At 60.8% G+C, this 24,332-nt stretch carries 24 protein-coding genes; 13 read left to right on the top strand and 11 right to left on the bottom strand.

Translation table 11 applies throughout. The features are described from left to right. Positions 1 to 173 precede the first annotated feature (173 nt). The gene (gene speB / locus CKW24_RS24270; RefSeq protein ID WP_095170938.1) at positions 174 to 1,124 is read left to right on the top strand and encodes an agmatinase; all 951 of its coding nucleotides are present in this window, start codon (positions 174 to 176) and stop codon (positions 1,122 to 1,124) included. Positions 1,125 to 1,417: 293 nt separating this feature from the next. Next, positions 1,418 to 2,797 (top strand): sodium:solute symporter, encoded by a 1,380-nt coding sequence (locus CKW24_RS24265; RefSeq protein WP_095170936.1) that lies wholly within the window; start codon positions 1,418 to 1,420, stop codon positions 2,795 to 2,797. A 210-nt stretch (positions 2,798 to 3,007) separates the two neighbouring features. On the opposite strand, the gene CKW24_RS28515 is transcribed toward CKW24_RS24265, so the two are convergent. The 3 genes from CKW24_RS28515 to CKW24_RS24255 all read right to left on the bottom strand — a co-directional run bounded on the left by CKW24_RS28515 (position 3,008) and on the right by CKW24_RS24255 (position 5,246). Continuing rightward, positions 3,008 to 3,136, bottom strand: coding sequence for a PA1414 family protein (locus CKW24_RS28515; RefSeq protein ID WP_256585537.1), 129 nt, complete (start codon positions 3,134 to 3,136; stop codon positions 3,008 to 3,010). A 139-nt stretch (positions 3,137 to 3,275) separates the two neighbouring features. Continuing rightward, complete coding sequence (locus CKW24_RS24260; RefSeq protein WP_095170934.1) at positions 3,276 to 4,208, bottom strand: DMT family transporter; 933 nt, start codon at positions 4,206 to 4,208, stop codon at positions 3,276 to 3,278. 201 nt (positions 4,209 to 4,409) lie between these two features. Further along, positions 4,410 to 5,246: a S1 RNA-binding domain-containing protein gene (locus CKW24_RS24255; RefSeq protein WP_095170932.1), complete on the bottom strand. Its 837-nt coding sequence runs from the start codon at positions 5,244 to 5,246 to the stop codon at positions 4,410 to 4,412. A gap of 351 nt (positions 5,247 to 5,597) precedes the next feature. On the opposite strand from CKW24_RS24255, the gene CKW24_RS24250 reads away from it, so the two are divergent. The 3 genes from CKW24_RS24250 (at position 5,598) to CKW24_RS24240 (ending at position 7,518) form a co-directional block, all read left to right on the top strand. Next, complete coding sequence (locus tag CKW24_RS24250; RefSeq protein WP_030131898.1) at positions 5,598 to 5,786, top strand: hypothetical protein; 189 nt, start codon at positions 5,598 to 5,600, stop codon at positions 5,784 to 5,786. 91 nt (positions 5,787 to 5,877) lie between these two features. Then, complete coding sequence (locus CKW24_RS24245) at positions 5,878 to 6,594, top strand: TorF family putative porin (RefSeq protein WP_095170930.1); 717 nt, start codon at positions 5,878 to 5,880, stop codon at positions 6,592 to 6,594. 66 nt (positions 6,595 to 6,660) lie between these two features. Continuing rightward, on the top strand, positions 6,661 to 7,518 hold the full coding sequence (locus CKW24_RS24240; protein ID WP_095170928.1) for a DUF6279 family lipoprotein: 858 nt from the start codon (positions 6,661 to 6,663) through the stop codon (positions 7,516 to 7,518). A 31-nt stretch (positions 7,519 to 7,549) separates the two neighbouring features. Here the strand turns inward: CKW24_RS24240 and CKW24_RS24235 are convergent, their stop codons facing one another. Then, a complete protein-coding gene (locus CKW24_RS24235; RefSeq protein ID WP_095170926.1) occupies positions 7,550 to 7,942 on the bottom strand; it encodes a transcriptional regulator in 393 nt (130 codons plus the stop codon). Between the two features lie 201 nt (positions 7,943 to 8,143). On the opposite strand from CKW24_RS24235, the gene CKW24_RS24230 reads away from it, so the two are divergent. Then, positions 8,144 to 8,875, top strand: coding sequence for a thioredoxin family protein (locus CKW24_RS24230; protein ID WP_095170925.1), 732 nt, complete (start codon positions 8,144 to 8,146; stop codon positions 8,873 to 8,875). 71 nt (positions 8,876 to 8,946) lie between these two features. Continuing rightward, positions 8,947 to 9,222 carry a hypothetical protein gene (locus tag CKW24_RS24225; protein WP_095170923.1) on the top strand — a complete coding sequence of 92 codons (276 nt, stop codon included), beginning with the start codon at positions 8,947 to 8,949 and terminating at the stop codon, positions 9,220 to 9,222. 193 nt (positions 9,223 to 9,415) lie between these two features. Here the strand turns inward: CKW24_RS24225 and CKW24_RS24215 are convergent, their stop codons facing one another. Next, entirely contained in the window at positions 9,416 to 10,762 is a 1,347-nt protein-coding gene (locus CKW24_RS24215; protein ID WP_095080400.1) for a DEAD/DEAH box helicase, read from the bottom strand. A gap of 194 nt (positions 10,763 to 10,956) precedes the next feature. On the opposite strand from CKW24_RS24215, the gene CKW24_RS24210 reads away from it, so the two are divergent. Next, positions 10,957 to 12,255 carry a mechanosensitive ion channel family protein gene (locus tag CKW24_RS24210; protein WP_095170920.1) on the top strand — a complete coding sequence of 433 codons (1,299 nt, stop codon included), beginning with the start codon at positions 10,957 to 10,959 and terminating at the stop codon, positions 12,253 to 12,255. Positions 12,256 to 12,265: 10 nt separating this feature from the next. Here the strand turns inward: CKW24_RS24210 and CKW24_RS24205 are convergent, their stop codons facing one another. From CKW24_RS24205 to CKW24_RS24195, 3 genes are all read right to left on the bottom strand, one after another. Next, positions 12,266 to 13,132 (bottom strand): carboxylate/amino acid/amine transporter, encoded by an 867-nt coding sequence (locus tag CKW24_RS24205; protein ID WP_095170918.1) that lies wholly within the window; start codon positions 13,130 to 13,132, stop codon positions 12,266 to 12,268. A gap of 280 nt (positions 13,133 to 13,412) precedes the next feature. After that, positions 13,413 to 14,012, bottom strand: a complete 600-nt coding sequence (locus CKW24_RS24200) for an FMN-dependent NADH-azoreductase (protein WP_095170916.1) — start codon at positions 14,010 to 14,012, stop codon at positions 13,413 to 13,415. A 149-nt stretch (positions 14,013 to 14,161) separates the two neighbouring features. Then, positions 14,162 to 14,476, bottom strand: coding sequence for a 3-phosphoglycerate kinase (locus tag CKW24_RS24195; protein WP_095170914.1), 315 nt, complete (start codon positions 14,474 to 14,476; stop codon positions 14,162 to 14,164). A 49-nt stretch (positions 14,477 to 14,525) separates the two neighbouring features. Between CKW24_RS24195 and CKW24_RS24190 the strand changes: the two genes are divergently transcribed. The 5 genes from CKW24_RS24190 (at position 14,526) to aqpZ (ending at position 19,725) form a co-directional block, all read left to right on the top strand. Beyond that, positions 14,526 to 15,449 carry a LysR family transcriptional regulator gene (locus CKW24_RS24190; protein WP_095170913.1) on the top strand — a complete coding sequence of 308 codons (924 nt, stop codon included), beginning with the start codon at positions 14,526 to 14,528 and terminating at the stop codon, positions 15,447 to 15,449. 14 nt (positions 15,450 to 15,463) lie between these two features. Next, the gene (locus tag CKW24_RS24185; protein WP_095170911.1) at positions 15,464 to 16,267 is read left to right on the top strand and encodes an alpha/beta fold hydrolase; all 804 of its coding nucleotides are present in this window, start codon (positions 15,464 to 15,466) and stop codon (positions 16,265 to 16,267) included. Between the two features lie 3 nt (positions 16,268 to 16,270). Next, positions 16,271 to 16,834, top strand: a complete 564-nt coding sequence (locus CKW24_RS24180) for a peptidylprolyl isomerase (RefSeq protein ID WP_095170909.1) — start codon at positions 16,271 to 16,273, stop codon at positions 16,832 to 16,834. A gap of 88 nt (positions 16,835 to 16,922) precedes the next feature. After that, the gene (locus tag CKW24_RS24175; protein WP_095170907.1) at positions 16,923 to 18,755 is read left to right on the top strand and encodes an ABC transporter ATP-binding protein; all 1,833 of its coding nucleotides are present in this window, start codon (positions 16,923 to 16,925) and stop codon (positions 18,753 to 18,755) included. A gap of 271 nt (positions 18,756 to 19,026) precedes the next feature. Further along, entirely contained in the window at positions 19,027 to 19,725 is a 699-nt protein-coding gene (aqpZ, locus tag CKW24_RS24170) for an aquaporin Z (RefSeq protein ID WP_095170905.1), read from the top strand. A gap of 20 nt (positions 19,726 to 19,745) precedes the next feature. Here aqpZ and CKW24_RS24165 read toward each other — a convergent pair whose 3' ends face one another. The 3 genes from CKW24_RS24165 to CKW24_RS24155 form a co-directional block, all read right to left on the bottom strand. Further along, on the bottom strand, positions 19,746 to 20,870 hold the full coding sequence (locus CKW24_RS24165; RefSeq protein ID WP_095170902.1) for a GNAT family N-acetyltransferase: 1,125 nt from the start codon (positions 20,868 to 20,870) through the stop codon (positions 19,746 to 19,748). Positions 20,871 to 21,016: 146 nt separating this feature from the next. Then, the gene (locus tag CKW24_RS24160) at positions 21,017 to 22,360 is read right to left on the bottom strand and encodes an OprO/OprP family phosphate-selective porin (RefSeq protein ID WP_095170900.1); all 1,344 of its coding nucleotides are present in this window, start codon (positions 22,358 to 22,360) and stop codon (positions 21,017 to 21,019) included. A 272-nt stretch (positions 22,361 to 22,632) separates the two neighbouring features. After that, a complete protein-coding gene (locus CKW24_RS24155) occupies positions 22,633 to 23,754 on the bottom strand; it encodes a beta-ketoacyl-ACP synthase III (RefSeq protein ID WP_095170898.1) in 1,122 nt (373 codons plus the stop codon). Between the last annotated feature and the right edge of the window lie 578 nt (positions 23,755 to 24,332).

The following is a 24,332-nucleotide window of genomic DNA, read 5'->3' as shown; positions in this document are numbered from 1 at the left end:
TGCGAAGTCTATCGCCCCCGTCAGCATTAGTTTAGAAAAATCTGAACTAAGTATTTGCCGGTAGCGATTCTTCTACGCCACTACATTTCGCAGAATCCGCCCAACAGGTGCCCGTGCATTCCCGATGCGCTGCGCAACCCCATAAATAAAACAAAGACGATGAGGCCATACCCGTGGACAAAATTCTTCACCAACCACTGGGCGGCAACGAAATGCCGCGCTTCGGCGGCATCGCCACCATGATGCGACTCCCCCACTTGCAAACCGCTGCCGGCCTGGACGCTGCCTTCATTGGCATCCCGCTGGACATCGGCACCTCGCTGCGCGCCGGCACCCGCTTCGGGCCCCGGGAGATCCGCGCTGAATCGGTGATGATCCGCCCGTACAACATGGCCACCGGTGCCGCGCCGTTCGACTCGCTGTCGGTTGCCGACATCGGTGACGTGGCGATCAACACCTTCAACCTGCTGGATGCCGTGCGCATCATCGAAGAGTCCTACGACGAGATCCTCGAACACGACGTGATCCCGCTGACCCTCGGTGGCGACCACACCATCACCCTGCCGATCCTGCGGGCCATCCACAAGAAGCACGGCAAGGTCGGCCTGGTGCACATCGATGCCCACGCCGATGTCAACGATCACATGTTCGGCGAGAAGATCGCCCATGGCACCACCTTCCGCCGCGCCGTCGAAGAAGGCCTGCTGGACTGCGACCGTGTGGTGCAGATCGGCCTGCGCGCCCAGGGCTATACCGCGGAAGACTTCAACTGGAGCCGCAAACAGGGGTTCCGTGTGGTCCAGGCCGAAGAGTGCTGGCACAAATCCCTGGCGCCGCTGATGGCTGAAGTGCGCGAGAAAGTCGGCGGTGGCCCGGTGTACCTGAGCTTCGACATCGATGGCATCGATCCGGCCTGGGCCCCTGGCACCGGCACCCCGGAAATCGGTGGCCTGACCACCATCCAGGCGATTGAAATCGTCCGTGGCTGCCAGGGTCTCGACCTGATTGGCTGCGACCTGGTAGAAGTCTCGCCGCCGTACGACACCACCGGCAACACCTCGCTGCTGGGCGCCAACCTGCTGTACGAAATGCTCTGCGTACTGCCGGGCGTGGCCCATCGCTGAGGGTCCCCACAGGATCAGTTGCTCAAGGCTGGCGCCGACCGGATGACAGCCTTGGCCTGAACCGGTCGCGGGGCCTGGAGCAACGCATTAGCCAGGCGGGCGAAACCATCGTGTTTCGCCAGCAACCAAAGGCCATTGGCTGGCCTGCAACGAACACTTATCCGCCATGCCGCAAGGGCATGGCGTTGCGGGTTACACCGGTCATGCGCCAAACCGCCTGGCTAACGCACTCCCTTGCGCCGACAGATTGATTATTGCCTCACCATAAAAAAGACAATCGGAGACACGCCATCATGGCTTTAGATTTATTCGTCGTACTCATCTACGCCGCCGCGATGCTGATACTCGGCTACTACGGCATGCGCAAAGCCAAGACCAACGAGGACTTCCTGGTCGCCGGGCGCAATCTCGGCCCGAGCCTGTACATGGGCACCATGGCCGCCACCGTCCTGGGCGGCGCGTCCACCGTGGGCACCGTGCGCCTGGGCTACGTGCATGGCATCTCCGGTTTCTGGCTGTGCGCCGCACTGGGCTGCGGGATCGTGGCGCTGAACCTGTTCCTCGCCAAACCGCTGCTCAAGCTGAAGATCTACACCGTGACCCAGGTCCTGGAAAAACGCTACAACCCGATGGCCCGCTCCGCGAGCGCGATCATCATGCTGGCGTATGCGCTGATGATCGGCGTGACCTCGATCCTGGCGATCGGCACCGTGCTGCAAGTGCTGTTCGGCCTGCCGTTCTGGATCTCGGTACTGCTGGGTGGTGGCGTGGTGGTGATTTACTCGGCCATCGGCGGCATGTGGTCGCTGACCCTGACCGACATCGTCCAGTTCGTGATCAAGACCGTGGGCCTGATGTTCATCCTGCTGCCGATCTGCCTGTACCGCGTCGGCGGCTGGGACGAACTGGTGTTGAAACTGCCGGCGTCGAACTTCAGCTTCACGACCATCGGTTGGGACACCATCATCACCTACTTCATGATCTACTTCTTCGGCATCCTGATCGGCCAGGATATCTGGCAACGGGTGTTCACCGTGCGCACTGCCAAAGTGGCCCAGTACGCCGGAACATTCGCCGGGTTCTATTGCATTCTCTACGGCCTGGCCTGTGCCCTGATCGGCATGGCGGCACACGTGCTGATTCCGGACCTGGACAACGTCAACAACGCCTTCGCCGCCATCGTCAAACTGTCGCTGCCTGACGGTATCCGTGGCCTGGTGATTGCCGCGGCCCTGGCCGCCATGATGTCCACCGCCAGTGCCGGCCTGCTTGCCGCCGCCACGACCCTGACCGAAGACCTGCTGCCGAAACTGCGTGGTGGCAAACAGTCGAGCCTGAGAATCAACCGCCTGTTCACCGCACTGACCGGGATTGCCGTACTGGGCATCGCCCTGGTGGTGAACGACGTGATCAGCGCCCTGACCCTGGCCTACAACCTGTTGGTGGGCGGCATGCTGGTACCGCTGATCGGGGCAATTTTCTGGAAACGCGCGACCACCGCCGGTGCCATCGCCAGCATGGGCCTGGGCTTCGTCACCGCCCTGGTGTTCATGTTCAAGGATGGCCTGGATGCCAATACGCCGATCTACTACAGCCTGGCGGTCGGCCTGGTGAGCTTCATCGTGGTCAGCCTGGCGTCCCGTCGCCCGGCCTCCCTGGCCAACGCGATCTGACCCCAGGCCAGACGCCGTACACCTTTCTTCGGCGGGTGCAGCGTCGGTCGCTGCATCCGTTTTTTTTCGTCTGGGGAAAAGTAAATCAGAAGAAAGTGGAGGTTTTCGAGCGGCGGAAAATGGGCCGCAGATGGAGGATCTGCGGCATAGTGATTACGCCTGCTGCGCAGGCGGACGCAGCCTGCGGCAGCTGCTACGACAACATGCGCTTTACCGGCGGCGCGATTGGCGGCGGCGTTGTTCGTCGTCAGTGCGAATAGGCACGGGTTGCAGAGGTGGTTCGATCAAACCTAGCGCGACACCGAGGTCATGGAGCCAGTTTTGCAATTTCTCTTTCATGGTGCCCCCCTTCAGGGTAATGCCCAGCGACCGGGTTCTGTAAACGCTTCATACAGATAGTAGTCCGAACTCCTACGCAATGCTCGCCTCAGTACGCAAAGATCTGTTACCGAATTGATCCAAATCAACTTGCGCCCGGTCAGTGTTGCCCAAGGGCTTTGCGTAAACGACGGCGAACCCACTGTTCGGCGCTGACAAAGGTGATACCCAGCAACACCAGCACTGCGCCGATGACAAAGTTGAGGGTCAGTTGTTCGCCGAGCAACAGCACGCCGAACGTGACGCCGAACAACGGCGTCATGAACGAAAACACCGCCAGGTTGGCGGCCAGATAGCGGCGCAACAACCAGAACCAGATCAGGTAACTGCAGAACGACACCACCAGCCCCTGGAACAGCACGCTGGTAACCGCCACGGCGCTCAGGTGCACGTGGGTCACCTGGCCGCTGAGTATGGCGATCAGCAGCAGGCCGACAAAGCCGACGATCAACTGATAGAACAGGGTCAGGGTCACTGGCGCTTCCGACAGGCGCGAAGCCCGCACCACCACCGTGGTCGCCCCCCAGGCAGCACCGGCCAATACGCCCAGCGCATCGCCCAGCAGCATGCGCCGGTCCAGGTTGTCCCAGGACACGCCCCCGGCAAACGCCACGCCGATGCCAATGAAGGCCAGCAGGATCCCCAGCCATTGCACCGCCCGTAAACGCTCGCTGGGCAATAGCCAGTGCACGCCCAGCGCGGTGAAGATCGGCGCGGTGTAGAGGAACACCGACATGTGCGCCGCGGTGGTCAGTTGCAGGCCTTCGGAAATGAACAGGAACTCCAGGCCGAACAGGCTGCCGGCCAGCAAGCCGCCACGCCAAGTCGCACTGACCTGATTCCAGCCGCCTTTCCAGCAGATCAGCAACCCCACCAGCAACGCCGAGATCCCCGAGCGACCGGCCGCCTGCATCACCGGCGCGATGTCCGCCGCCGCCCACTTGATCATCACCTGCTGGATGCCCCACACCAGGCACAGGCCAAACATCACTTGCAGGGCAAAGCCATCGACACTGCGCCGAGTGGCAATCATCAGGCAACCTCACACAGGGTCGAGGACATGGCAGTTACTCAAAAACCAATGGTGCAATGAACCCATGGAGACATGTAGGAGCGAGCTTGCTCGCGATGGTCGTCAACGAATACGCAATACTTCCTGAAACTTCGCGCAATATTTGAGTTCATCGCGAGCGAGCTCGCTCCTACATCATCAAGCCATCACCCAGTTTGAGGGTCAGCTCAGTTCAATGCGGTCCGGGTGAATGACGATCTGGCCGTTCTTGTAGAGCGCGCCGATGGCCTTCTTGAAGTTGCCCTTGCTGACACCGAACAGGCTGCTGATCAGTGCCGGGTCGCTCTTGTCGCTGACCGGCAAGGTGCCGTTGTTGTCACGCAACTTGGCGAGGATCTTCGAGTTCAGGCTGGTGGCGGCCTCTTCTCCGACCGGCTGCAGGCTCAGGCTGATCTTGCCGTCGGCCCGCACTTCCTTGATGAAACCCTTCTCTTCCTTGCCGGCGCGCATGAACTTGAAGATTTCGTTCTTGTGGATCAGGCCCCAGTGCTTGTTGTTGATGATCGCCTTGAAGCCCATGTCGGTCGCTTCGGCCACCAGCAGGTCAACTTCCTGGCCGGGCGTGTAGTTGGCCGGGGTTTTGTCCAGGTAGCGGTCCAGACGCGCGGTCGCGGTGATACGACGGGTGTGCTTGTCGAGATAGACATGCACCACGCAGTATTCACCGGCGGTCATCTGGCGTTTTTCTTCGGAATACGGCAGCAGCAGGTCCTTGGGCAGGCCCCAGTCGAGAAACACGCCGATGCTGTTGACCTCAACCACTTTCAGGCTGGCAAATTCACCGACCTGAACTTTCGGTTTTTCTGTGGTGGCAATGAGTTTGTCATCGCTGTCCAGATAAACAAATACGTTGAGCCAGTCTTCATCTTCGCTGGGAATATCTTTTGGAATATAACGATTGGGCAACAGGATTTCGCCATCCGCGCCGCCGTCCAGATATAAACCGAAGTTAGTGTGTTTAACCACTTGCAAACTGTTGTAGCGCCCGACTAAAGCCATTTCCAATACCCTCATTGCGTGGGCGGCATTCTACCCGTTTTTGCCGCCGCCGTTGGGTGGCCGCAGGACCGGCTGTGAATTTTCCGCTGCAAGGTGCGATTTTCCTGGGTTTGGCCTGGCCGCTCGACCCCGCTCGTCAGGCCAGTTAACCCTCCGTCACGCCTGACAAGGTGCCAGACTGACCTTCTTGCACACCAAGGTTGTTATTTAAAACAGTGGTTTAGGGGAATATTTACAACTGCAACTTGGTATTGACCAAGCTTTCCCCCTGGTTATTCCAGAGGATATTTACCAAGCAATTGTCAAGTATTTCCTGTACGATGCCTGGCCAAGTTAATTTTCTACAGGTTAATGGCCGCCATGCGCGTAAAAGCATCCAACAGCAAAGCAAAGCCAGCTCCAGCCGTTGAAACCAGCGAATCGATCAACGACCAGATTGCTGCTTTCCTCAAGTCCGGTGGCGAGATCCAGCAAATTGCCAAAGGCGTCAGCGGCCAGACATTCGGCCCATCCAAGCAGATCACCCTGGGCAAAAAGTAATACCCCCGCGCGTTACCCTGGTCCCTAAGCGCTTTGGCTATCGAAGCGCTAGGACTGGAACACTCCCCGCAGTACCCGTAACCTCCCCCGTATGTTCAAACCGACGATTTTCCTGATCAGCCTGCTGGCTTGCATGCACGCCGACGCGCAGATATTCCAGCGCGAACTCGGTGACTACGACCTCAAGCTAGGCACCAGCCCGAGCCGCAGCATGGCCCAGGGCCTGGTCAAGCCGTCCAGCAGCGGGTCCTTCCATGGCGGCCTGGACCTGAGCCATGACAGCGGCTGGTATGTCGGCCAGTGGGCGCCGAGTATGGGCCTGTCGCCAGCCAGCAACCTGGAGGTCGACTCCTACCTGGGCTTCAAACAGCCCTTCGACGAGACCCTGGGCTATGAAGTGGGCATGATCCACTATAGCTACCCGCAACTGGACACCCTCGACAGCCAGGAGTTTTTCGGCGGCCTGACCCTGCTCGGCAGCCGCTTCGGCGCCGCCTTCAGCAACGATCCCGACCGACGCAATAGCACGCTGTTCGCCAATCTCAGTGGTAACGAACCCTTCGGCATCGGGCTCAGCCTCAAGTACACCAGCCACCGGCTAAACAGCCCAGTGTCGATCGCCGACGGCGGTTACATCTCCACCTTCAACGACTGGTCGGTCAAGCTTTCGCGACCGTGGTTGGGCATCGACCTGAACCTGATCTACAGTGATTCAAACCTCAATGGCAACGGGTGCAGCGCCTATTCCGGGCACAACAGCCAATGCGACGGCCTGCTCACCTTCAAGGCTGAACGCTCGTTCTATTGAAGGGCTGAACTGCCACCCGGTTTACGCGTTCAGATACCAGGACAACACCTTCGCAAGGATTGGCCCATGACGCGCTGGTTGCACCACCTGAGTCTGCTCCTGAGCCTGTGCCTGGCACTGACGGCCTGCAACCGTGTGGACCTGGCCTATCGCAACCTCGACGTGCTGATTCCCTGGACGCTCGACGACTACCTGGACATGAACAGCCAGCAGAAGGACTGGCTCGGCACACGCCTCAAACAAACACTAAGCTGGCACTGCTCGACCCAGATGCCGGGTTACCTCGAATGGCTGGGCCAGCTGCAGCAGATGGTCGCCAGCAACCAGGTCAGCGACAGCGCGTTGCAAAGTCGCACCCTGGAAGCCAGGCAGGCAATCGCCCTGACCGCCCGGCAAATCACCCCCTCGGCGGTTGAGCTGTTGCAGGGCATGAGTGATCAACAGGTCAAGGAGATGAACCAGGCCTTCGCCAAAGACTTGCGTGAACGCCAGGACAAATACCTCAAGCCACCGCTGGCCCAGCAAATCCGTCAACGCGGCGCACGCATGGACAAGCGCCTGAGCGACTGGCTAGGGCCTCTCAATCAAGCGCAGAAAGCACGCGTGGTGGCTTGGTCCACCGCGCTCGGCGAGCAGAACCAGCAATGGATCGCCAACCGCGCCCATTGGCAGGCGCAGTTCAGCGCCGCCATGGCGCAACGCCAGAGCGCCGATTTTGCCCCGCGGATCGAAACCCTGCTGGTAGACCGCGAAAGCCTGTGGACCCCCGCCTACCGCCAGGCCTTCAGCGACACCGAAGCCCAGGCGCGCAGCCTGCTCGTCGACCTCATGGACCAAAGCACAGCCGAGCAACGCCAGCACCTGGTGCAAAAGATTGAAAAGCTGCGCAGCGACTTGAAAGCCCTGAAATGCCTCAAAGCCTGAGCGCAGCCATGACCCTGTGACCGCTAGCCGGTCAGGCGATCTGCGCCTTGCCCGCCACTTCATCAAAGGTCAGCGGATCCAGCCCATCAGCCTGTTCATCCAGCACTTGGCGAGGGTGCTCGTTGCCCGGAATGCTACTGTCGAGCAGGCTCAGCAAGCTCGAACCGCGGGGTGTCAGGATGAAGTTTTCACCATTGCCACCCTGATCCTCAGGGCGCGATTCGATGAAGCCACGGTCCAGCAGCAGCTTTTCATACTCGGTGGCCGTCACCTTCAACTCGTCCAGATTGCCGGTCGACTCGCCTTCGGCAGCCTTGGCTGCGGCGTGCTGTTCGGCGTAGGGGCGCGGGGTAAAGCTGTGGCCAGCGCTATTCTGCACTTCGTGCAACAGCCGTTCGATCAAGTCCCAGTTATAAGTCGTCATCCTGATTCAACCTCCAAAACTGCAAGTGAGAGGGTCTGCATAGGTTGTGACCGGTGCGATCGGTAGCCGTTCAGCCGGGATTTTTGCCGCTCCCGACCGACGGTATGTCGAATCTTGCGCGACCAGACGACTAGATGATGCAGGACGGTGCAACCGCGCAGCGCGGATCGACTTTCACCTCAGCAGGCAGGAGAACACAGCATGCACATTCACGATCACCCGGTGGTGTCCCGGGAGCAATGGCTGGCTGCCCGCCGCCAACACCTGGCACACGAAAAAGCCTTCACCCGCGAACGGGACAAGCTCAGCGCCGAGCGCCGCGCCCTGCCCTGGGTGAAAATCGACAAGGGTTATCGCTTCCAGGGCGCAACGGGGGAACTGGGCCTGGGCGACCTGTTTGGCGGTCGCAGCCAACTGGTCATCTACCACTTCATGTATGGCGACGGCTGGGACGAAGGTTGCCCGGGCTGCTCCTTCCTCGCGGACCACATCGACGGCGCCAACCAGCACCTGTCTCACCATGACGTGGCCCTGGTGGCGGTGTCCCACGCGCCGCTGGCGCAGTTACAGGCCTTCAAACAGCGCATGGGCTGGAAGTTCGACTGGCTGTCGTCAGAAGGTTGCGATTTCAACTACGACTTCGGCGTCTCGGCCCGCGCGGAAGAGCTGGCGGCCGGCTCCGCAACCTACAACTACGAAAAGTCCGACAGCGCCGAAGAAGAACTCCCCGGCCTCAGTGTGTTTTATCGCAACGAAACCGGCGAGATTTTCCATACCTACTCCACCTACGCCCGCGGCCTGGACTTGCTGGTGGGCGCCTACAACTACCTGGACCTGACGCCCAAGGGGCGTAATGAAGAGCAGATCATGGAGTGGGTACGCCATCACGACCGCTACGAGGAGACGGCTGGCGCCAGTTGCTGCCACTCATGACAACCGGCTGAACTTTTCCCCGAGGCCGGCCCTCAACCGGGTACCCAAGAACGGCACCGGAGGCCCACCCGATGAACAGCCTGCTGAAATTGACCCTTGTCGCCACACTGTGCAGCGCCCTGCCCGCCTGGGCCTGTACCCCGGAAGAAGCCACGGCCAAACGTGAGCAACTGGCCCAGCGCGTGGCCACGCTCACCGAGCAGAACCCGACCAAGGCCAAGGAAATCAACGACGAGTTGCAGAAAATGGACCTGGGCACCGCTGCCGCGGACCTACCGGACAAGTGCCAGTTGATTGACCAGCGGCTCAAGGAACTGGATAGCGCAGAGAAGAAGGCCGACGGTTGATCGCGGGGCAGATTCTGAGGCTGATCAGTCAGGGAGATACGGCCAGCCCCTGTGGGAGCGAGCCTGCTCGCGATGGACGTGAACGATAACGCGGGGTTTCAGTCACCACGCGGCGCTCTCAAGTTCATCGCGAGCAGGCTCGCTCCTACACCAGAGCGCCCGGTCCGGGTTTTTATCGTCTCAGCGCAGCGCGTTATTCCGCCGCTGGAGCTTCCGGCTTGCGGCGCTTGAGCGGGGCCATGCCGTCCTTGCTGACCAGCGACAGGGCGTCGGTCTTCGGTCGGTTGGCGATCTTGCGCTTGGTTGGTGCCTTGGCGGCTGACTTCTTCTTGTCACCCTTGGCGTCAGTCTTTTTCTTCTTCACGCCAACGGCCTTGCCCGAAGCCTTGACCTTTTTCGGTCCGCCGTAGGTGCCTTTGACTTCCTTGATGGTGCGGCGCTCGAAGCTCTGCTTGAGGTAGCGCTCAATGCTCGACATCAGGTTCCAGTCGCCGTGGCAGATCAGCGAGATCGCCAGGCCATCGTTACCGGCACGCCCGGTACGACCGATACGGTGCACGTATTCGTCGCCGCTGCGTGGCATGTCGAAGTTGATCACCAGGTCCAGGCCGTCCACGTCCAGGCCGCGAGCGGCTACGTCGGTAGCCACCAGGATCTTCACCCCGCCCTGCTTCAGACGGTCGATCGCCAGCTTGCGGTCCTTCTGGTCTTTCTCACCGTGCAAGACAAACGCCTTGTACTCCTGCGCCACCAGGCGGCCGTAGATACGGTCGGCCATGGCCCGGGTGTTGGTGAAGACGATGGCCTTCTGGTAGGTCTCGTTGGCCAGCAGCCAGTTGACGATCTGTTCTTTGTGCTGGTTGTGGTCAGCGGTGATGATTTGCTGGCGAGTGGTCGCATTCAGCTGGCTGACCGCATTGAGCTGCAGGTGCTCAGGGTTATTCAGCACCTTGGCGATCATCTCGCGCAGACCCGAACCGCCGGTGGTGGCGGAGAACAGCATGGTCTGCTGACGGTTGGTGCACTCGTCGACCAGGCGCTGGACGTCTTCGGAGAAGCCCATGTCGAGCATACGGTCGGCTTCGTCGAGCACCAGCACTTCAACTTCTTTCAAGTCGAGGTTGCCGGCGTTCAGTTGCTCGATCATCCGCCCCGGCGTACCGATCAGGATGTCCGGCACCTTGCGCAGCATGGCGGCCTGGACCTTGAAGTCTTCACCGCCGGTGATCAGGCCGGACTTGATGAAGGTGAACTGCGAAAAGCGTTCCACTTCCTTCAGGGTCTGCTGGGCCAGCTCACGGGTCGGCAACAGGATCAGAGTCTTGATGCTGACACGGACTTTCGCCGGGCCGATCAAGCGGTTGAGGATCGGCAGGACAAATGCAGCGGTCTTGCCGCTACCGGTTTGCGCCGTCACCCGCAGGTCACGCCCTTGCAGCGCGAGCGGGATAGCCGCTGCCTGCACAGGCGTTGGCTCGACAAATTTAAGCTCGGCCACGGCTTTGAGCAGGCGTTCGTGCAGGGCGAATTGGGAAAACACGGGTGCTACCTCGAAGAAATACAAAAAATCAGCTGCATAGGGTAACGGTTTCGAGCGCTCAGGCCGAGTTTCTTTATGCAAACGGTCGCAAACAGTGGGTATTTTATTAGCTGATTTGTCGTAAAACCGAACCCGACTCCGCTTAAATGCTCTAATCGACCCCGTCCTGACCTACAGAAGAATCGTTTTAGCTTATGGATCTCAAACAGCTCTGGCTCAATACCCAAGAACTCTGGACCGCGCTGGAGCAACACCCGCGCGTGTACTCCGGCCTGGCATTGCTGATGTTGCTGGCGGTGGCGCTGGTCGTCGGACGAGTGGCGCGCTACCTGATCCTGCACGCCGTCAAGTTGCTCGGCCGGCAGCCGGCCATGCATTGGCTCAATGACTTGCTCAACAACAAGGTGTTCCACCGCCTGGCCCAGATGACCCCGTCGCTGGTGGTTCAGTTCGGCCTCAACCTGATCCCCGAACTGAACAAGATCACCCGCAATTTTCTCGACAACGTGGCCCTGGCGTTCACCATCCTGTTCCTGGTGCTGGCCATCAGCGCCCTGCTAAACGCCCTGCTGGACATCTACGCGCGCACCGAGCACGCCCGGACCCGCTCGATCAAAGGGTATGTGCAACTGGCGAAGATGGTGCTGTTCGTGTTCGGTGCGATCATCATCGTCGCGACCCTGATCGACCGCTCGCCATTACTCCTGCTGTCGGGCCTGGGCGCCATGTCGGCGGTGATCTTGTTGGTCTACAAGGACACCCTGCTGTCGTTCGTCGCCAGCGTGCAACTGACCAGCAACGACATGCTGCGGGTCGGCGACTGGATCGAAATGCCCCAGGTGGGCGCCGATGGCGATGTGGTGGACATCACCCTGCACACGGTCAAGGTGCAGAACTTCGACAAGACCATCGTCTCGATCCCGACCTGGCGCCTGATGTCAGAGTCATTCAAGAACTGGCGCGGCATGCAGGCCTCCGGGGGGCGGCGGATCAAGCGCAGCCTGTTCATCGATGCCAGCGGCGTGCGTTTCATTACCGATGATGAAGAACAGCGCTTGACCCGTATCCACCTACTCACCGACTACATGACGCGCAAACAGGCCGAACTCAAGGCCTGGAACGAGGCCCAGGGCAACGTCGCGGCGATGTCCGCCAACCGTCGACGGATGACCAACATCGGCACTTTCCGCGCCTACGCGCTGGCCTATCTGAAGAGCCATGCGCAGATCCAGCCGAACATGACCTGCATGGTCCGCCAGATGCAGACCACTGCCCAGGGCGTGCCGCTGGAAATCTATTGCTTTACCAGCACCACCGCCTGGGCCGACTACGAGCGCATCCAAGGCGACATCTTCGACTACCTGTTGGCGGTGCTGCCGGAGTTTGGCCTGAGCCTGTACCAGCAACCGAGCGGCAACGACCTGCGGGCCGGGATCCTGCCGGCGGTGCTGGGGGCCAGTCACATCACGCCGCAGGAACAACAGCGCGGGTAAATGCCCAACCTCAGGTGGCGGTGGCCGGTTGGCGAATGCCCAACCGGCTGATCCACACCGCCGCCAGTATCACCAACCCGCCCAACAGCAGCCGCCCCAGTTCTTCATGCTGGTTCCAGATCAGCAGGTTGAGCAGCAAGCCCACCGGCACGTGCAGGTTGTTCATTACCGCCAGGGTCCCGCCGTTGACCAGGCAGGCGCCCTTGTTCCACCAGTACAGGCCCAGCGCCGTCGACACAAGTCCAAGAAACAGCAGCACGGCCCATTGCAGCGGGGCTTCGGGCAGGAAGTTGCTTTTGCCGAACATCAGGAACGCTGGCAACACCACCAGCAAGGCGCCCAGGTAGAAATAGCCAAATCGTCGGTAGTGCGGCAGGTCACTGGGGTGCCGCGCCACCAGGTGCTTGTACATCACCTGCCCCGCGGCGAAGGTGAAGTTGGCCAGTTGCAGCAGCAGGAAGCCCATGAGGAAGTCCGGGCTGATGCGGTCGTAGCGGATCACCGCGGCACCCAGCACCGCCACCAGCGCTGCCACCAGTGCCCAGGGGTTGAAGCGGCGGTTCAGCGCGTCTTCGATCAAGGTCACGTGCAGGGGAGTAAGGATAGTGAACAGCAGCACTTCCGGCACCGTCAGCACACGAAAGCTCAGGTACAGGCAGACGTAGGTCACGCCGAACTGCAAGGCGCCGATCACCAGCATCCCGCGCATGAACGCCGGTTCCACCGAGCGCCAGCGGGTCAGCGGAATGAACACCAGCCCGGCCAGGACCACCCGCACCAGCACCGCAAAGTAGCTGTCGACGTGACCGGCCAGGTATTCGCCGATCAAGCTGAAGGAAAACGCCTGGATCAGCGTGACAAAAAGTAGATAGCCCATGTTCGCCTCATTTTTCAATGGCGGCGACGATAACGGGTTTTGGACCTGATCGCGAACACCCAACCAACACAAACCTTGTGGGACAAACCGGCTTGCACAGCTGGTACACGCTGACCAGCCGGCAAATTCCAGGCAAAAAAAAGCCCGATCTCGCTAAAGCGTGCAATCGGGCAGGAGCACTCAGGAGCAACAAGTGCAAAGGGAGGTTCGATGCGCATGCAACCTTGAAGGGGTACGCCAGTTCACTAGACCATCCAGCGATTATCTGGCGATTAACATATCAAGCCACTTTGGCCAGCTTGGCGTTAGCCTGGTCCAGGCCCTTGGCCTGGAAGTCGCCACCCAGGTTCATGCCTTCGGCATGAATAAAAGTGACGTCGTGGATACCGATGAAGGCCATGACCTGACGCAGGTAGGGTTCCTGGTGATCGCTGTTGCTGCCAGCGTAGATCCCGCCGCGAGCGGTCAGCACATAGGCGCGCTTGCCGCTGAGCAAGCCTTGCGGGCCGGTGGCGGTGTACTTGAAGGTAACCCCGGCACGCAGCACGTGGTCGAGCCAGGCCTTGAGGGTGCTGGGGATCGCGAAGTTGTACATCGGCGCGGCCATTACCAGGACATCGGCGGCCAACAGTTCGTCGGTCAGCAGGTTGGAGCGCTCCAGCGAAGCCTGTTCGCTGTCAGTGCGCTGCTCGGCAGGTTTCATCCAGCCACCCAGCAGGTTGGCATCCAGGTGCGGAACCGGCTGGCTCGCCAGGTCGCGGACGCTGATCGAGTCGGCCGGATGTGCGGCCTGCCACTGCTCGATGAAGGTCTGGGTCAGTTGACGGGATACCGAGTCTTGCTGGCGGGCACTGCTTTCGATGATCAGAACGCGGGACATGGGATGTAGCCTCCATCGGTGAATGCTGTAAGTCGATGGAGTGGAGATTAAACAGAGTCATATCGATGAAAAAGCGCAAATAACTGCTATAACCCATCAATAAATTCGTTTATAAGCACGTATGCTCAACCACAGCGTCCCGCTGCCCATCATTTCGGGGTACAGGTCACCGTGAGGTAGAGCTTGATGATCTTGCGGCTGAACTTGGCCGACAGCTCGGCGCTGCGCCCCGGCTCGACACTGACTCGGCGGGTGCGTGGAGACTCCGGGCCATTGCGGAAGATCACCTTGCAGTCGGCAGCTTTATCGCCGTAGTTGTTCAGGGTAATGGAGCCCATGTCGTAGTCGGTGGCGTAGGTGGTGTAGTCAATCTTCAGATCATTGAGGTGTTTTTCAACATCGATGGGATAGGCAAACGCACTCAACGGCAACATCGCCAGCAGCACACAACAGATTTTTTTCATTCGGCAGCCTCCAATGGAAGCCGCCAGCTTAGGACAAGAGGAGCCCATCATGAAAGCGCCCCGCGTGACCCTTGATCAATGGCGCACGCTGCAGGCCGTGGTCGACCACGGCGGATTCGCTCAGGCGGCCGAAGTGCTGCACCGCTCGCAATCGTCCGTCAGCTATACCGTAGCGCGCATGCAGGATCAGCTCGGCGTGCCGCTGCTGCGCATCGACGGGCGCAAAGCGGTGCTGACCGAGGCCGGTGGCGTGCTGTTGCGGCGTTCGCGGCAACTGGTCAAGCAGGCCAGCCAGCTGGAAGACCTGGCCCACCACATGGAGCAAGGCTGGGAGGCTGAGGTGCGGCTGGTGGTCGACGCTGCCTACCCCAGTGCCCGGCTGGTCCGCGCGCTCACCGCGTTCATGCCGCAAAGCCGAGGTTGCCGCGTGCGCTTGCGCGAAGAAGTGCTGTCCGGGGTCGAAGAGGTGCTGCTCGAAGGCGTGGCCGACCTGGCCATCTGTGGATTCAGCATTCCCGGCTACCTCGGGGCAGAGTTGAGCGATGTCGAATTTGTCGCCGTGGCCCACCCCGAGCACTCCTTGCACCGACTCAATCGCGAGTTGAACTTCCAGGACCTGGAAAGCCAGTTGCAAGTGGTGATCCGCGACTCCGGCCGGCAGCAGCCACGCGACGTCGGCTGGCTGGGTGCCGAGCAGCGCTGGACCGTCGGCAGCCTGGCCACCGCAGCCACCTTCGTCAGCAGCGGCCTGGGGTTTGCCTGGCTGCCGCGACACATGATCGAGCGTGAACTCAAGGAAGGCGTGCTCAAGCTGCTACCGTTGGACCAGGGTGGCAGCCGCAACCCCAGTTTCTATCTCTACTCAAACAAGGACAAACCCCTGGGTCCGGCCACGCAGATCCTCATCGAACTGCTGCGCACCTTCGACACCGCGCCGCTGGATGCCCCGTTCGCCGCCCCAGAACAAGCCTGACAAGGAGTTGCGCCATGGCCTATTTCGAGCATGAAGGTTGCACCCTGCACTACGAGGAGTATGGCCACGGCACACCGTTGCTGCTGGTGCACGGACTGGGCTCGAGCACCCTGGACTGGGAGCAGCAGATTCCCCAGCTCGCGGCACACTATCGGGTGATCGTCCCCGATGTGCGCGGCCATGGCCGTTCCGACAAACCCCGCGAGCGCTACAGCATTGCCGGCTTCAGCGCCGACCTGGTGGCCTTGATCGAGCACCTCAACCTTGGCCCGGCCCACCTGGTGGGACTGTCCATGGGCGGGATGATCGGTTTTCAGTTGGCGGTAGATCAACCGGCGTTGCTCAAGAGCCTGTCTATCGTCAACAGCGCCCCCCAGGTCAAGCTGCGCAGTGCCGATGATTACTGGCAATGGTTCAAGCGCTGGAGCCTGATGCACGTGCTGAGCCTGGGCACCATCGGCAAAGCCCTGGGCGCCAAGCTGTTCCCCAAGCCAGAGCAGGCCGGACTGCGGCAAAAGATGGCCGAACGCTGGGCAAAAAACGACAAACGTGCTTATCTCGCCAGCTTCAACGCCATTGTTGGCTGGGGGGTCGAGGAACGACTGTCACGAGTGACCTGTCCAACCCTGGTCATCAGCGCCGACCGCGACTACACCCCGGTGGCGCTCAAGGCGGCCTATGTCAAACTGCTGCCCGATGCGCGTCTGGTGGTGATCGACGATTCCCGCCACGCCACCCCGCTGGATCAGCCACACCGCTTCAACCAAACCCTGCTTGAGTTTTTAACCACAGTCGACACCACTACCCAGGATCACTGACCCATGCTGAAAAAAATCGCCCTCGTGGCCGGCTCCGTACTGTTCGCCGCCAACCTGATGGCCGCCGAAGCAGCCAAGGCTCCCCATGTACTGCTGGAGACCACCAACGGTCAGATCGAAATCGAACTGGACCCGGTCAAGGCGCCGATCAGTACCAAGAACTTCCTTGAGTACGTCGACAGCGGCTTCTACACCAACACCATTTTCCACCGGGTGATCCCGGGCTTCATGGTCCAGGGCGGTGGCTTCACCCCACAGATGGCGCAGAAAGACACCAAGGCACCAATCAAGAACGAAGCCAGCAACGGCCTGCACAACGTGCGTGGCACCCTGTCGATGGCCCGTACGTCCAATCCGGACTCGGCCACCAGCCAGTTCTTCATCAACGTCGCCGACAATGATTTCCTCAATCCGGGCCGCGATGCCGGCTACGCGGTCTTCGCCAAAGTGGTCAAGGGCATGGACGTCGTCGACATCATCGTCAACTCGCAAACCACCACCAAACAAGGCATGCAGAACGTGCCGATCGACCCGGTGCTGATCAAGTCGGCCAAGCGCATCGACTAAGCTGTACAGGGCGTCCTGAGCGGCAGCGGATGGTTGATCGCGCCGCTCGCATCAAAAAAAGGAGAGCCCGTACGCGGGCGTTTGACTGATGCTCTATCGCCGCTTCGAAAAACTCATCGATATCTTCCGTGAAGCCCCGACGGCGGCCCCGCCCGACCAGGTGCTGCCCTTCTATACCTACTACCTGCGCCAGGTCTGGCCCAGCTTCGTCGCGCTGCTGGTGGTGGGCCTGTTTGCCGCGTTGGTCGAAGTGGCGCTGTTCAGCTACCTGAGCCGGATCATCGACCTCGCCCAGGGCACACCGAATGCCGACTTCTTCAAGGTGCACGGTGCCGAGCTGGCCTGGATGGCCGTGGTTGCCCTGATTCTGCGGCCAGTGTTTGTCGGCCTGCACGACCTGCTGGTGCACCAGACCCTGAGCCCCGGCATGACCAGCATGATCCGCTGGCAGAACCACAGCTACGTGCTCAAGCAGAGCCTGAATTTCTTCCAGAACGACTTCGCCGGGCGCATCGCCCAGCGCATCATGCAAACCGGCAACTCGCTGCGCGACTCCGCGGTGCAAGCCGTGGATGCGTTGTGGCACGTGCTGATCTATGCCATCAGCTCGCTGGTGCTGTTCGCCGAGGCCGACTGGCGCCTGATGATCCCGCTGCTGACCTGGATCGCCGCCTACATCGCCGCCCTTTGCTACTTCGTGCCCCGGGTCAAGGAGCGCTCGGTGGTGTCGTCCGATGCCCGCTCCAAACTCATGGGGCGGATCGTCGACGGCTACACCAACATCACCACCCTCAAACTGTTCGCCCACACCAACTTCGAACAGCAGTACGCCCGCGAGGCAATCGCGGAACAGACCGAAAAATCCCAGTTGGCCGGTCGTGTGGTCACCAGCATGGACGTGGTCATCACCACCATGAACGGCTTGTTGATCGTCGGCACCACCGGCCTGGCGTTGTGGCTGTGGACACAGTCGCTGATCTCGGTGGGGGCGATTGCCCTGGCCACCGGCCTGGTGATCCGCATCGTCAACATGTCGGGCTGGATCATGTGGGTGGTCAACGGCATTTTCGAAAACATCGGCATGGTCCAGGACGGCCTGCAGACTATCGCCCAGCCTATCAGCGTGACCGACCGCGAACCGGCGCCCCGCCTGGAAGTGACTCGTGGCGAAGTGCGCTTCGAGCACGTGGCGTTCCACTATGGAAAAAAAAGCGGAATCATCAGCGACCTCAACCTGGTCATCAAGCCCGGTGAGAAGATCGGCTTGATCGGCCCATCGGGCGCTGGCAAATCGACCCTGGTCAACCTGCTGCTGCGCCTGTACGACGTGCAGGCCGGGCAGATCCTGATCGACGGCCAGAACATCGCCCACGTCGCCCAGGAAAGCCTGCGCGAGCGGATTGGCATGATCACCCAGGACACCTCGCTGCTGCACCGCTCGATCCGCGACAACTTGCTGTACGGCAAACCCGACGCCAGCGATGCCGAACTCTGGGAGGCGGCGCACAAGGCCCGCGCCGATGAATTCATCCCGCTGCTGTCGGACGCCGAAGGGCGGAGCGGCTTCGATGCCCACGTTGGGGAACGCGGGGTGAAACTGTCCGGCGGCCAGCGCCAACGGATCGCCATCGCCCGGGTGCTGCTCAAGGATGCGCCGATCCTGATCATGGACGAAGCGACCTCGGCCCTCGACTCGGAAGTCGAAGCAGCAATCCAGGAAAGCCTGGAAACCCTGATGCAGGGCAAAACGGTGATCGCCATCGCCCACCGCCTCTCCACCATCGCCCGCATGGACCGCCTGGTAGTCCTGGAAAACGGCCAGATCGCCGAAAGCGGCACCCACGCCGAACTGCTCGCCCACGGCGGCTTGTATGCACGGCTGTGGCAGCACCAGACCGGAGGATTTGTCGGCATCGATTGAATCGTAGCGAGCTGGCTTGCCCGCGATGGCGCCAGCACAGCCAACATCAATGACGCCTGACACACTGCCATCGCGAGCAGGCTCACTACCACAAACTGCTGCTCGATATGCCCCCACAAGCCGCCAAAGCCCCTTGCTCAGAGCCTCTGGGGTTTTTCCTCACACTGGCATTCCAGAAAAACCCTGCTTCACTCAGCAAAGGTTCTGGAGATGGTTCTGTAGTCCATCTGCGGAGGCACAAGGCAGCGTTAACTCGAAAGGGCACACTCTCATGTCTCTGTTAAAACGTTCGGCTACAGAGTTGGTAGGTACGTTCTGGCTGGTTTTGGGTGGTTGCGGCAGTGCGGTACTGGCGGCGGGTTTTCCCGAGGTGGGCATCGGCCTGCTGGGGGTATCACTGGCGTTTGGCCTGACGGTGCTGACCATGGCCTTTGCCATCGGCCACATCTCCGGTTGCCACCTCAACCCGGCGGTATCCCTCGGGCTGGTGGTCGGCGGGCGTTTCCCGGCCAAGGAACTGCCGGCCTACGTCATCGCCCAGGTGCTCGGCGGGATCATCGCTGCCGCCCTGCTCTACTTCATCGCCAGTGGCAAACCCGGCTTCGAGCTGGCCAGCGGCCTGGCTTCCAACGGCTACGGTGAGCACTCCCCCGGCGGCTACTCGATGGCCGCAGGCTTTGTCACTGAGCTGGTGATGACCGCGATGTTCATCCTGATCATCCTCGGTGCCACCGACAAGCGTGCACCCGCAGGCTTTGCCCCGATCGCCATCGGCCTGGCACTGACCCTGATTCACCTGATCTCGATTCCGGTCACCAACACCTCGGTCAACCCGGCACGCAGCACCGGACCGGCGCTGATTGTCGGCGGCTGGGCGATCCAGCAACTGTGGCTGTTCTGGCTGGCACCACTGCTGGGCGCGGTGATTGGCGGCGTGGTCTATCGCTGGCTGGGCAAAGAGGACAACTGAGCGGCGCGCTGACGCGAGGATCAGCCTTGTCGATAAGGCAAGGCGCTCCTCGCTTCCTCGGCATAGCCCAGGACCCCGACGCGCTCACGCGCCAGGAAGTCCTGCACCGCCGACTTGAGTCCAGGGTGACGCAAGTAATGCCAGGAATGGGTGATCACCGGTTCAAAACCACGAATCAGCTTGTGCTCGCCCTGGGCACCGGCATCAAAGCGCTGGAACCCATTGGCAATCGCATAGTCCATGCCCTGATAAAAGCAGGTCTCGAAGTGCAGGCGATCGAACTCCGCCAGGCAGCCCCAGTAACGACCATAAAAACTATCGCCGCCCACCAGGCTGAAAGCCATGGCCACCGGCCGTGAACCTTGCTTGGCCAACACCACACGAATTGCTTGCGGCATACGCTCGGCCAGCAGGCTGAAAAACTCCCGGGTCAGGTAGGGTGTCTGCCGGCGCACGGCGTAGGTATTGGCGTAGCAGGCATAGACAAAATCCCACTGTGCCTGATCCAGTTGCCTCCCCTCCAGCCATTCAAACTCGATGCCCTGCCCCGCCACCTGCTCACGCTCCTTGCGCATCTGCTTGCGCTTGCGCGAACTGAGCACATCGAGAAAGTCCTGGAAGTCCCGGTAGCCGCGATTCTGCCAGTGATACTGGCAGCCGATGCGCTGCAACCAGCCCGGTTGCTGGGCCAGGGCGGCGTCGGTAAAGGCATCGGTGAAATTGATATGGGCGCTGGAGAGTTCTTCGATCTCCAGATACCCCGGCAAGCTCTTGAGCAACTCGACACCATCCTGCCCATCAGCCGCGAGCAAGCGCGGGCCACTGACCGGACTGAACGGCACGGCGCTCAGCAGCTTGGGGTAATAGGCGATTCCCGCACGCTCACAGGCATCGGCCCAGGCGTGGTCGAACACGTACTCGCCATAGGAGTGCCATTTGCGGTAACTGGGCAACGCTGCCAGCAAGCGACCGTCTTCGATGTGCAGCAGGTGTTCCGGCTGCCAGCCCGAGTGCGGGCCGAGGCTGGCACTGTCTTCCAGGCTGCTGAGAAAAGCATGCCGCAGAAACGGCTGAGTGTCGGGTACCAGGGCGTCCCACTCTGTCGGCGCAATGGCGGACAGACTGTCCAAAACATGTAACGGCATTCTGTTCCCCGCAGGCACAACCCCAAGACCTGCCGAGTATCGCCCATCCCTGAGGCTTGCCGAAATAAAAAAAACCCCGCCGAGGCGGGGGAAACGAAAGGAGCTTTAACGGATGAAGTAAGAGCTCGTGCTGCGGGTGCTGCGATTTAGAACACGTATTGCGCGCGGACCACGAAACCGTCGCCGTTGTCATCGCCAGTACGTTGTGCCGGGGTCGTACCGCTGGCTGCGGTGGCGTTGGTGACCTTCTCGGTCTTGGCGTTGAGGTAGGCCGCGGAGATCTTCACTGCTTCGTTGGCGTACCAGTTGACACCCAGGGTGTGCACCTTGGCTTCGGCATCGCCGACGTCTCGGGTCAGGGTGGCGGTGGTGATGTTGTCGTCTTCGACGGTCAGGCTGTCGTAGCGATAGAACACTTCCCAGGCACCAATCGACTTGTTGGCCGGCTTGATTGCGTCGAACTTGCCGACTTTATAGCCGCGCGATTCGCCAGTCAGGGTGTAGGCGCCCTGTACGTAGAAGCCGTGGCCCTTGATGTCTTCATAGGCGCTGTCGTCGGCCTTGGTCTTGCGGGTGACGTATTCACCCTGGATCGAGGCTGGGCCCATGGCGAAGGCCGCTTCCAGACCCAATGCGTCGTCGCGGTCGAAAGAACCGGCTGGCGACGAGGAGCTGCCACCCAGCACCGGACGGTTGCCGTTGCTGCCCGCATCGTTGCCGCCCAGGGTTTCCACGCCACGCATGCCCATCCGGGTGCGATAACGGGAGTCGAAGGCCGTATCCGAGACATCACGCGACGCCAGGTTCAGGCCGAAGTGCAGGACATTGCCGGCATCGTGCATCGGGGCGAAGACGAAGCGCCCGTTGACCTGCTTGACGCTGTTGCCGTCAGTGTCGTCGGTGTCCTTGCTGAACACGCCGGCAGAGGCATAGAACGACTCGGCAAAGGTGCTCGAGGCTTGCAGGCCCAGGCCATTCTGGTGACCGTTGGCCCAGTCGACCATGTCATAGGCCATGTTGCGCTCTGGCGCGGTGACCCACTTGGAGCTGGTGGCTTTTTCCAGGCCGAAGTCCGGGTCAAAACGGCCGACCTTGATCGACACCGGCTTGAAGCCGTTGTAGGCCAGGGACGCTTCGTCGAAGTAGCCGTTGTCAGAGTCGCCGCTGTTGTGGGAGAAGTCGTAGCTTACGGTGTAGGCCCAGTCGGTGTAGAGCACACCGGACAATTCCAGGAACGCGCGACGCAAGTAGGCCGCATCCGCAGTGTCACCATTCTTGGTGTAGATGCCGTCGAACTGGCTGTAGTCCGCCTGCACGCGGCCGCCCAGTTTGAAGCTGAATTCTTTATCGGTGGTTGCGACCTCGAGGCCGCCCTTGGTCTTGACTACGATATCGGCGCCGTCAGAGGTGACGGTGCCAGCGAAAGCCTGGGCGGTCACTGCCATGGCCAGTGCGCTGGCAGCAAAACCGGCGAAGTGCTTACGGATCATCGAAGAGTTCCCCTAATTGGTGGTCTAAAGCTGGAAACACGCGGTTCAGGCCCGCTTGTGTTGGGAGGGAATCTTGGCGAGGACGTATTGCAGGCAAGTTGCCATTAGATAAAGATTTGATGACAACGGAACTTTTTTACTTCGAATCGAAATAAATCTGCTACGCGTCGTCGAGCGGGCTGAGAGCCGCGAGATAGGGCGATTACGAGGGAGGCAAAGCGACAGCCCGCGGTGCGACCGCAGGCTGTGGGGGGCATTTTGCTAACGCAGGATCAGCGTTTGCGCAGAATCACGCTGCCGATCGAGTAACCGGCGCCAAAGGAGCTGAGCACCGCCAGGGAGCCGGCAGGCAGATCATCCTGATGCTTGTGAAAAGCAATCACCGAACCGGCCGAACTGGTGTTGGCGTAAGTGTCGAGGATCACCGGTGCCTCTTCTTCCGTGGCTTCACGGCCCAGCAGCTTCTTGACGATCAGGTGGTTCATGCTGAGGTTGGCCTGGTGCAGCCAGAAACGCTTGACGTCGCTGACGTTCAGGTTGTTCTCCTGCAGGTGGGTGCCCACCAGCTCCGCGACCATCGGGCAAACGTCACGGAACACCTTGCGGCCTTCCTGGACGAACAACTTGTCACGGGCACCGATGCCCTCTTCGGCTGCGCGGTTGAGGAAGCCGAAGTTGTTGCGGATGTTGTTGGAGAACTTGGTCAACAGCTTGGTGCTGACCACATCGAACTGGTACGGGGAGGTCGCCAGGTCAGCACGTTCGATGATCACCGCCGTGGCGGCGTCGCCGAAGATGAAATGGCTGTCGCGATCACGGAAGTTCAGGTGACCGGTGCAGACTTCCGGGTTGACCATCAGGATGGCCCGGGCCTGGCCCAGTTGCACGCTGTTGGCGGCGGCCTGGATGCCGAAGGTGGCCGAGGAGCAGGCCACGTTCATATCAAACCCGAACCCCTGGATGCCCAAGGCTTCCTGAACTTCGATGGCAATGGCCGGATAGGCGCGCTGCAGGTTAGAACAGGCGACGATCACCCCGTCGATGTCCGCGGCGGTCTTGCCGGCACGTTGCAGGGCTTGTTCGGCAGCGCCGATGGCCATCTGGCAGAGCACCGACCATTCGTCGTTGGAGCGCTCAGGCAGGCGTGGCGCCATGCGCGCGGGGTCGAGAATGCCTTCCTTGTCCATGACAAAGCGGCTCTTGATCCCGGAAGCTTTTTCGATAAAGGCAGCGCTGGACTCGGTCAGCGCCTCGACTTCGCCACGCTCGATGGCCTGGGCGTTTTCGGCGTTGAACTGGGCGACGTAAGTATTGAAAGACTGCACCAGCTCTTCGTTGGAGATGCTGTTGGCCGGGGTATACAGGCCGGTGCCGCTGATGACGACGTTATGCATGCTCGTTTCTCTAATCTGTTCAGGCAGAAAGCATTGGCACCGACGTACCAATACATAAAGGGTCGTATCCCGTCAGTGGGCATCGACCTGGCGTCGCTTTATTCCGATCCGTCCTGGCCTGCAGACACGCAAAACCGCGGGACCGGCGTTTATAGGCGCGAAGTTTGCCATAAACCTCGGGGTTTGGCCCTATTGGCTGGATCAAACGGCCATCGACCCAACACTTTGCCGGTGGGAGCGGGCTTGCCCGCGATGGGCATAGGTATCTACGTGGACTTGCTCCCGTGGCGGCCTCTGGGCCGACCGGGGTGTGGGATTAGGCCGAGTACATATCCATTTCTTCGGTAACGGCCACCTATGGTTCCGCTCTTACAGCGGCTCACTTTTGGAGCCCAAAAGTAAGCAAAAGGCTCTTGCCCCACCACTTGGCACCTCGCTTGGGCTCGGTGTTCCCTCACTCCGGCTTGAATCCGTGGGCCGCCGCCACGCGCCATCCATGGCGCGGGGCGGCTAACCCGGCGTCCTGCCGGGTTACCCACGGATTCAAGCCTGCGTTCGGCCAGCGTGGTCAACGGGGC

Source organism: Pseudomonas sp. Irchel 3H3 (genome assembly GCF_900187635.1).
In the GTDB taxonomy this organism is placed as follows: Bacteria; Pseudomonadota; Gammaproteobacteria; order Pseudomonadales; family Pseudomonadaceae; genus Aquipseudomonas.
Note: the sequence above shows the minus strand (reverse complement) of the source record. Positions and strands in the feature narration are given on the sequence as shown.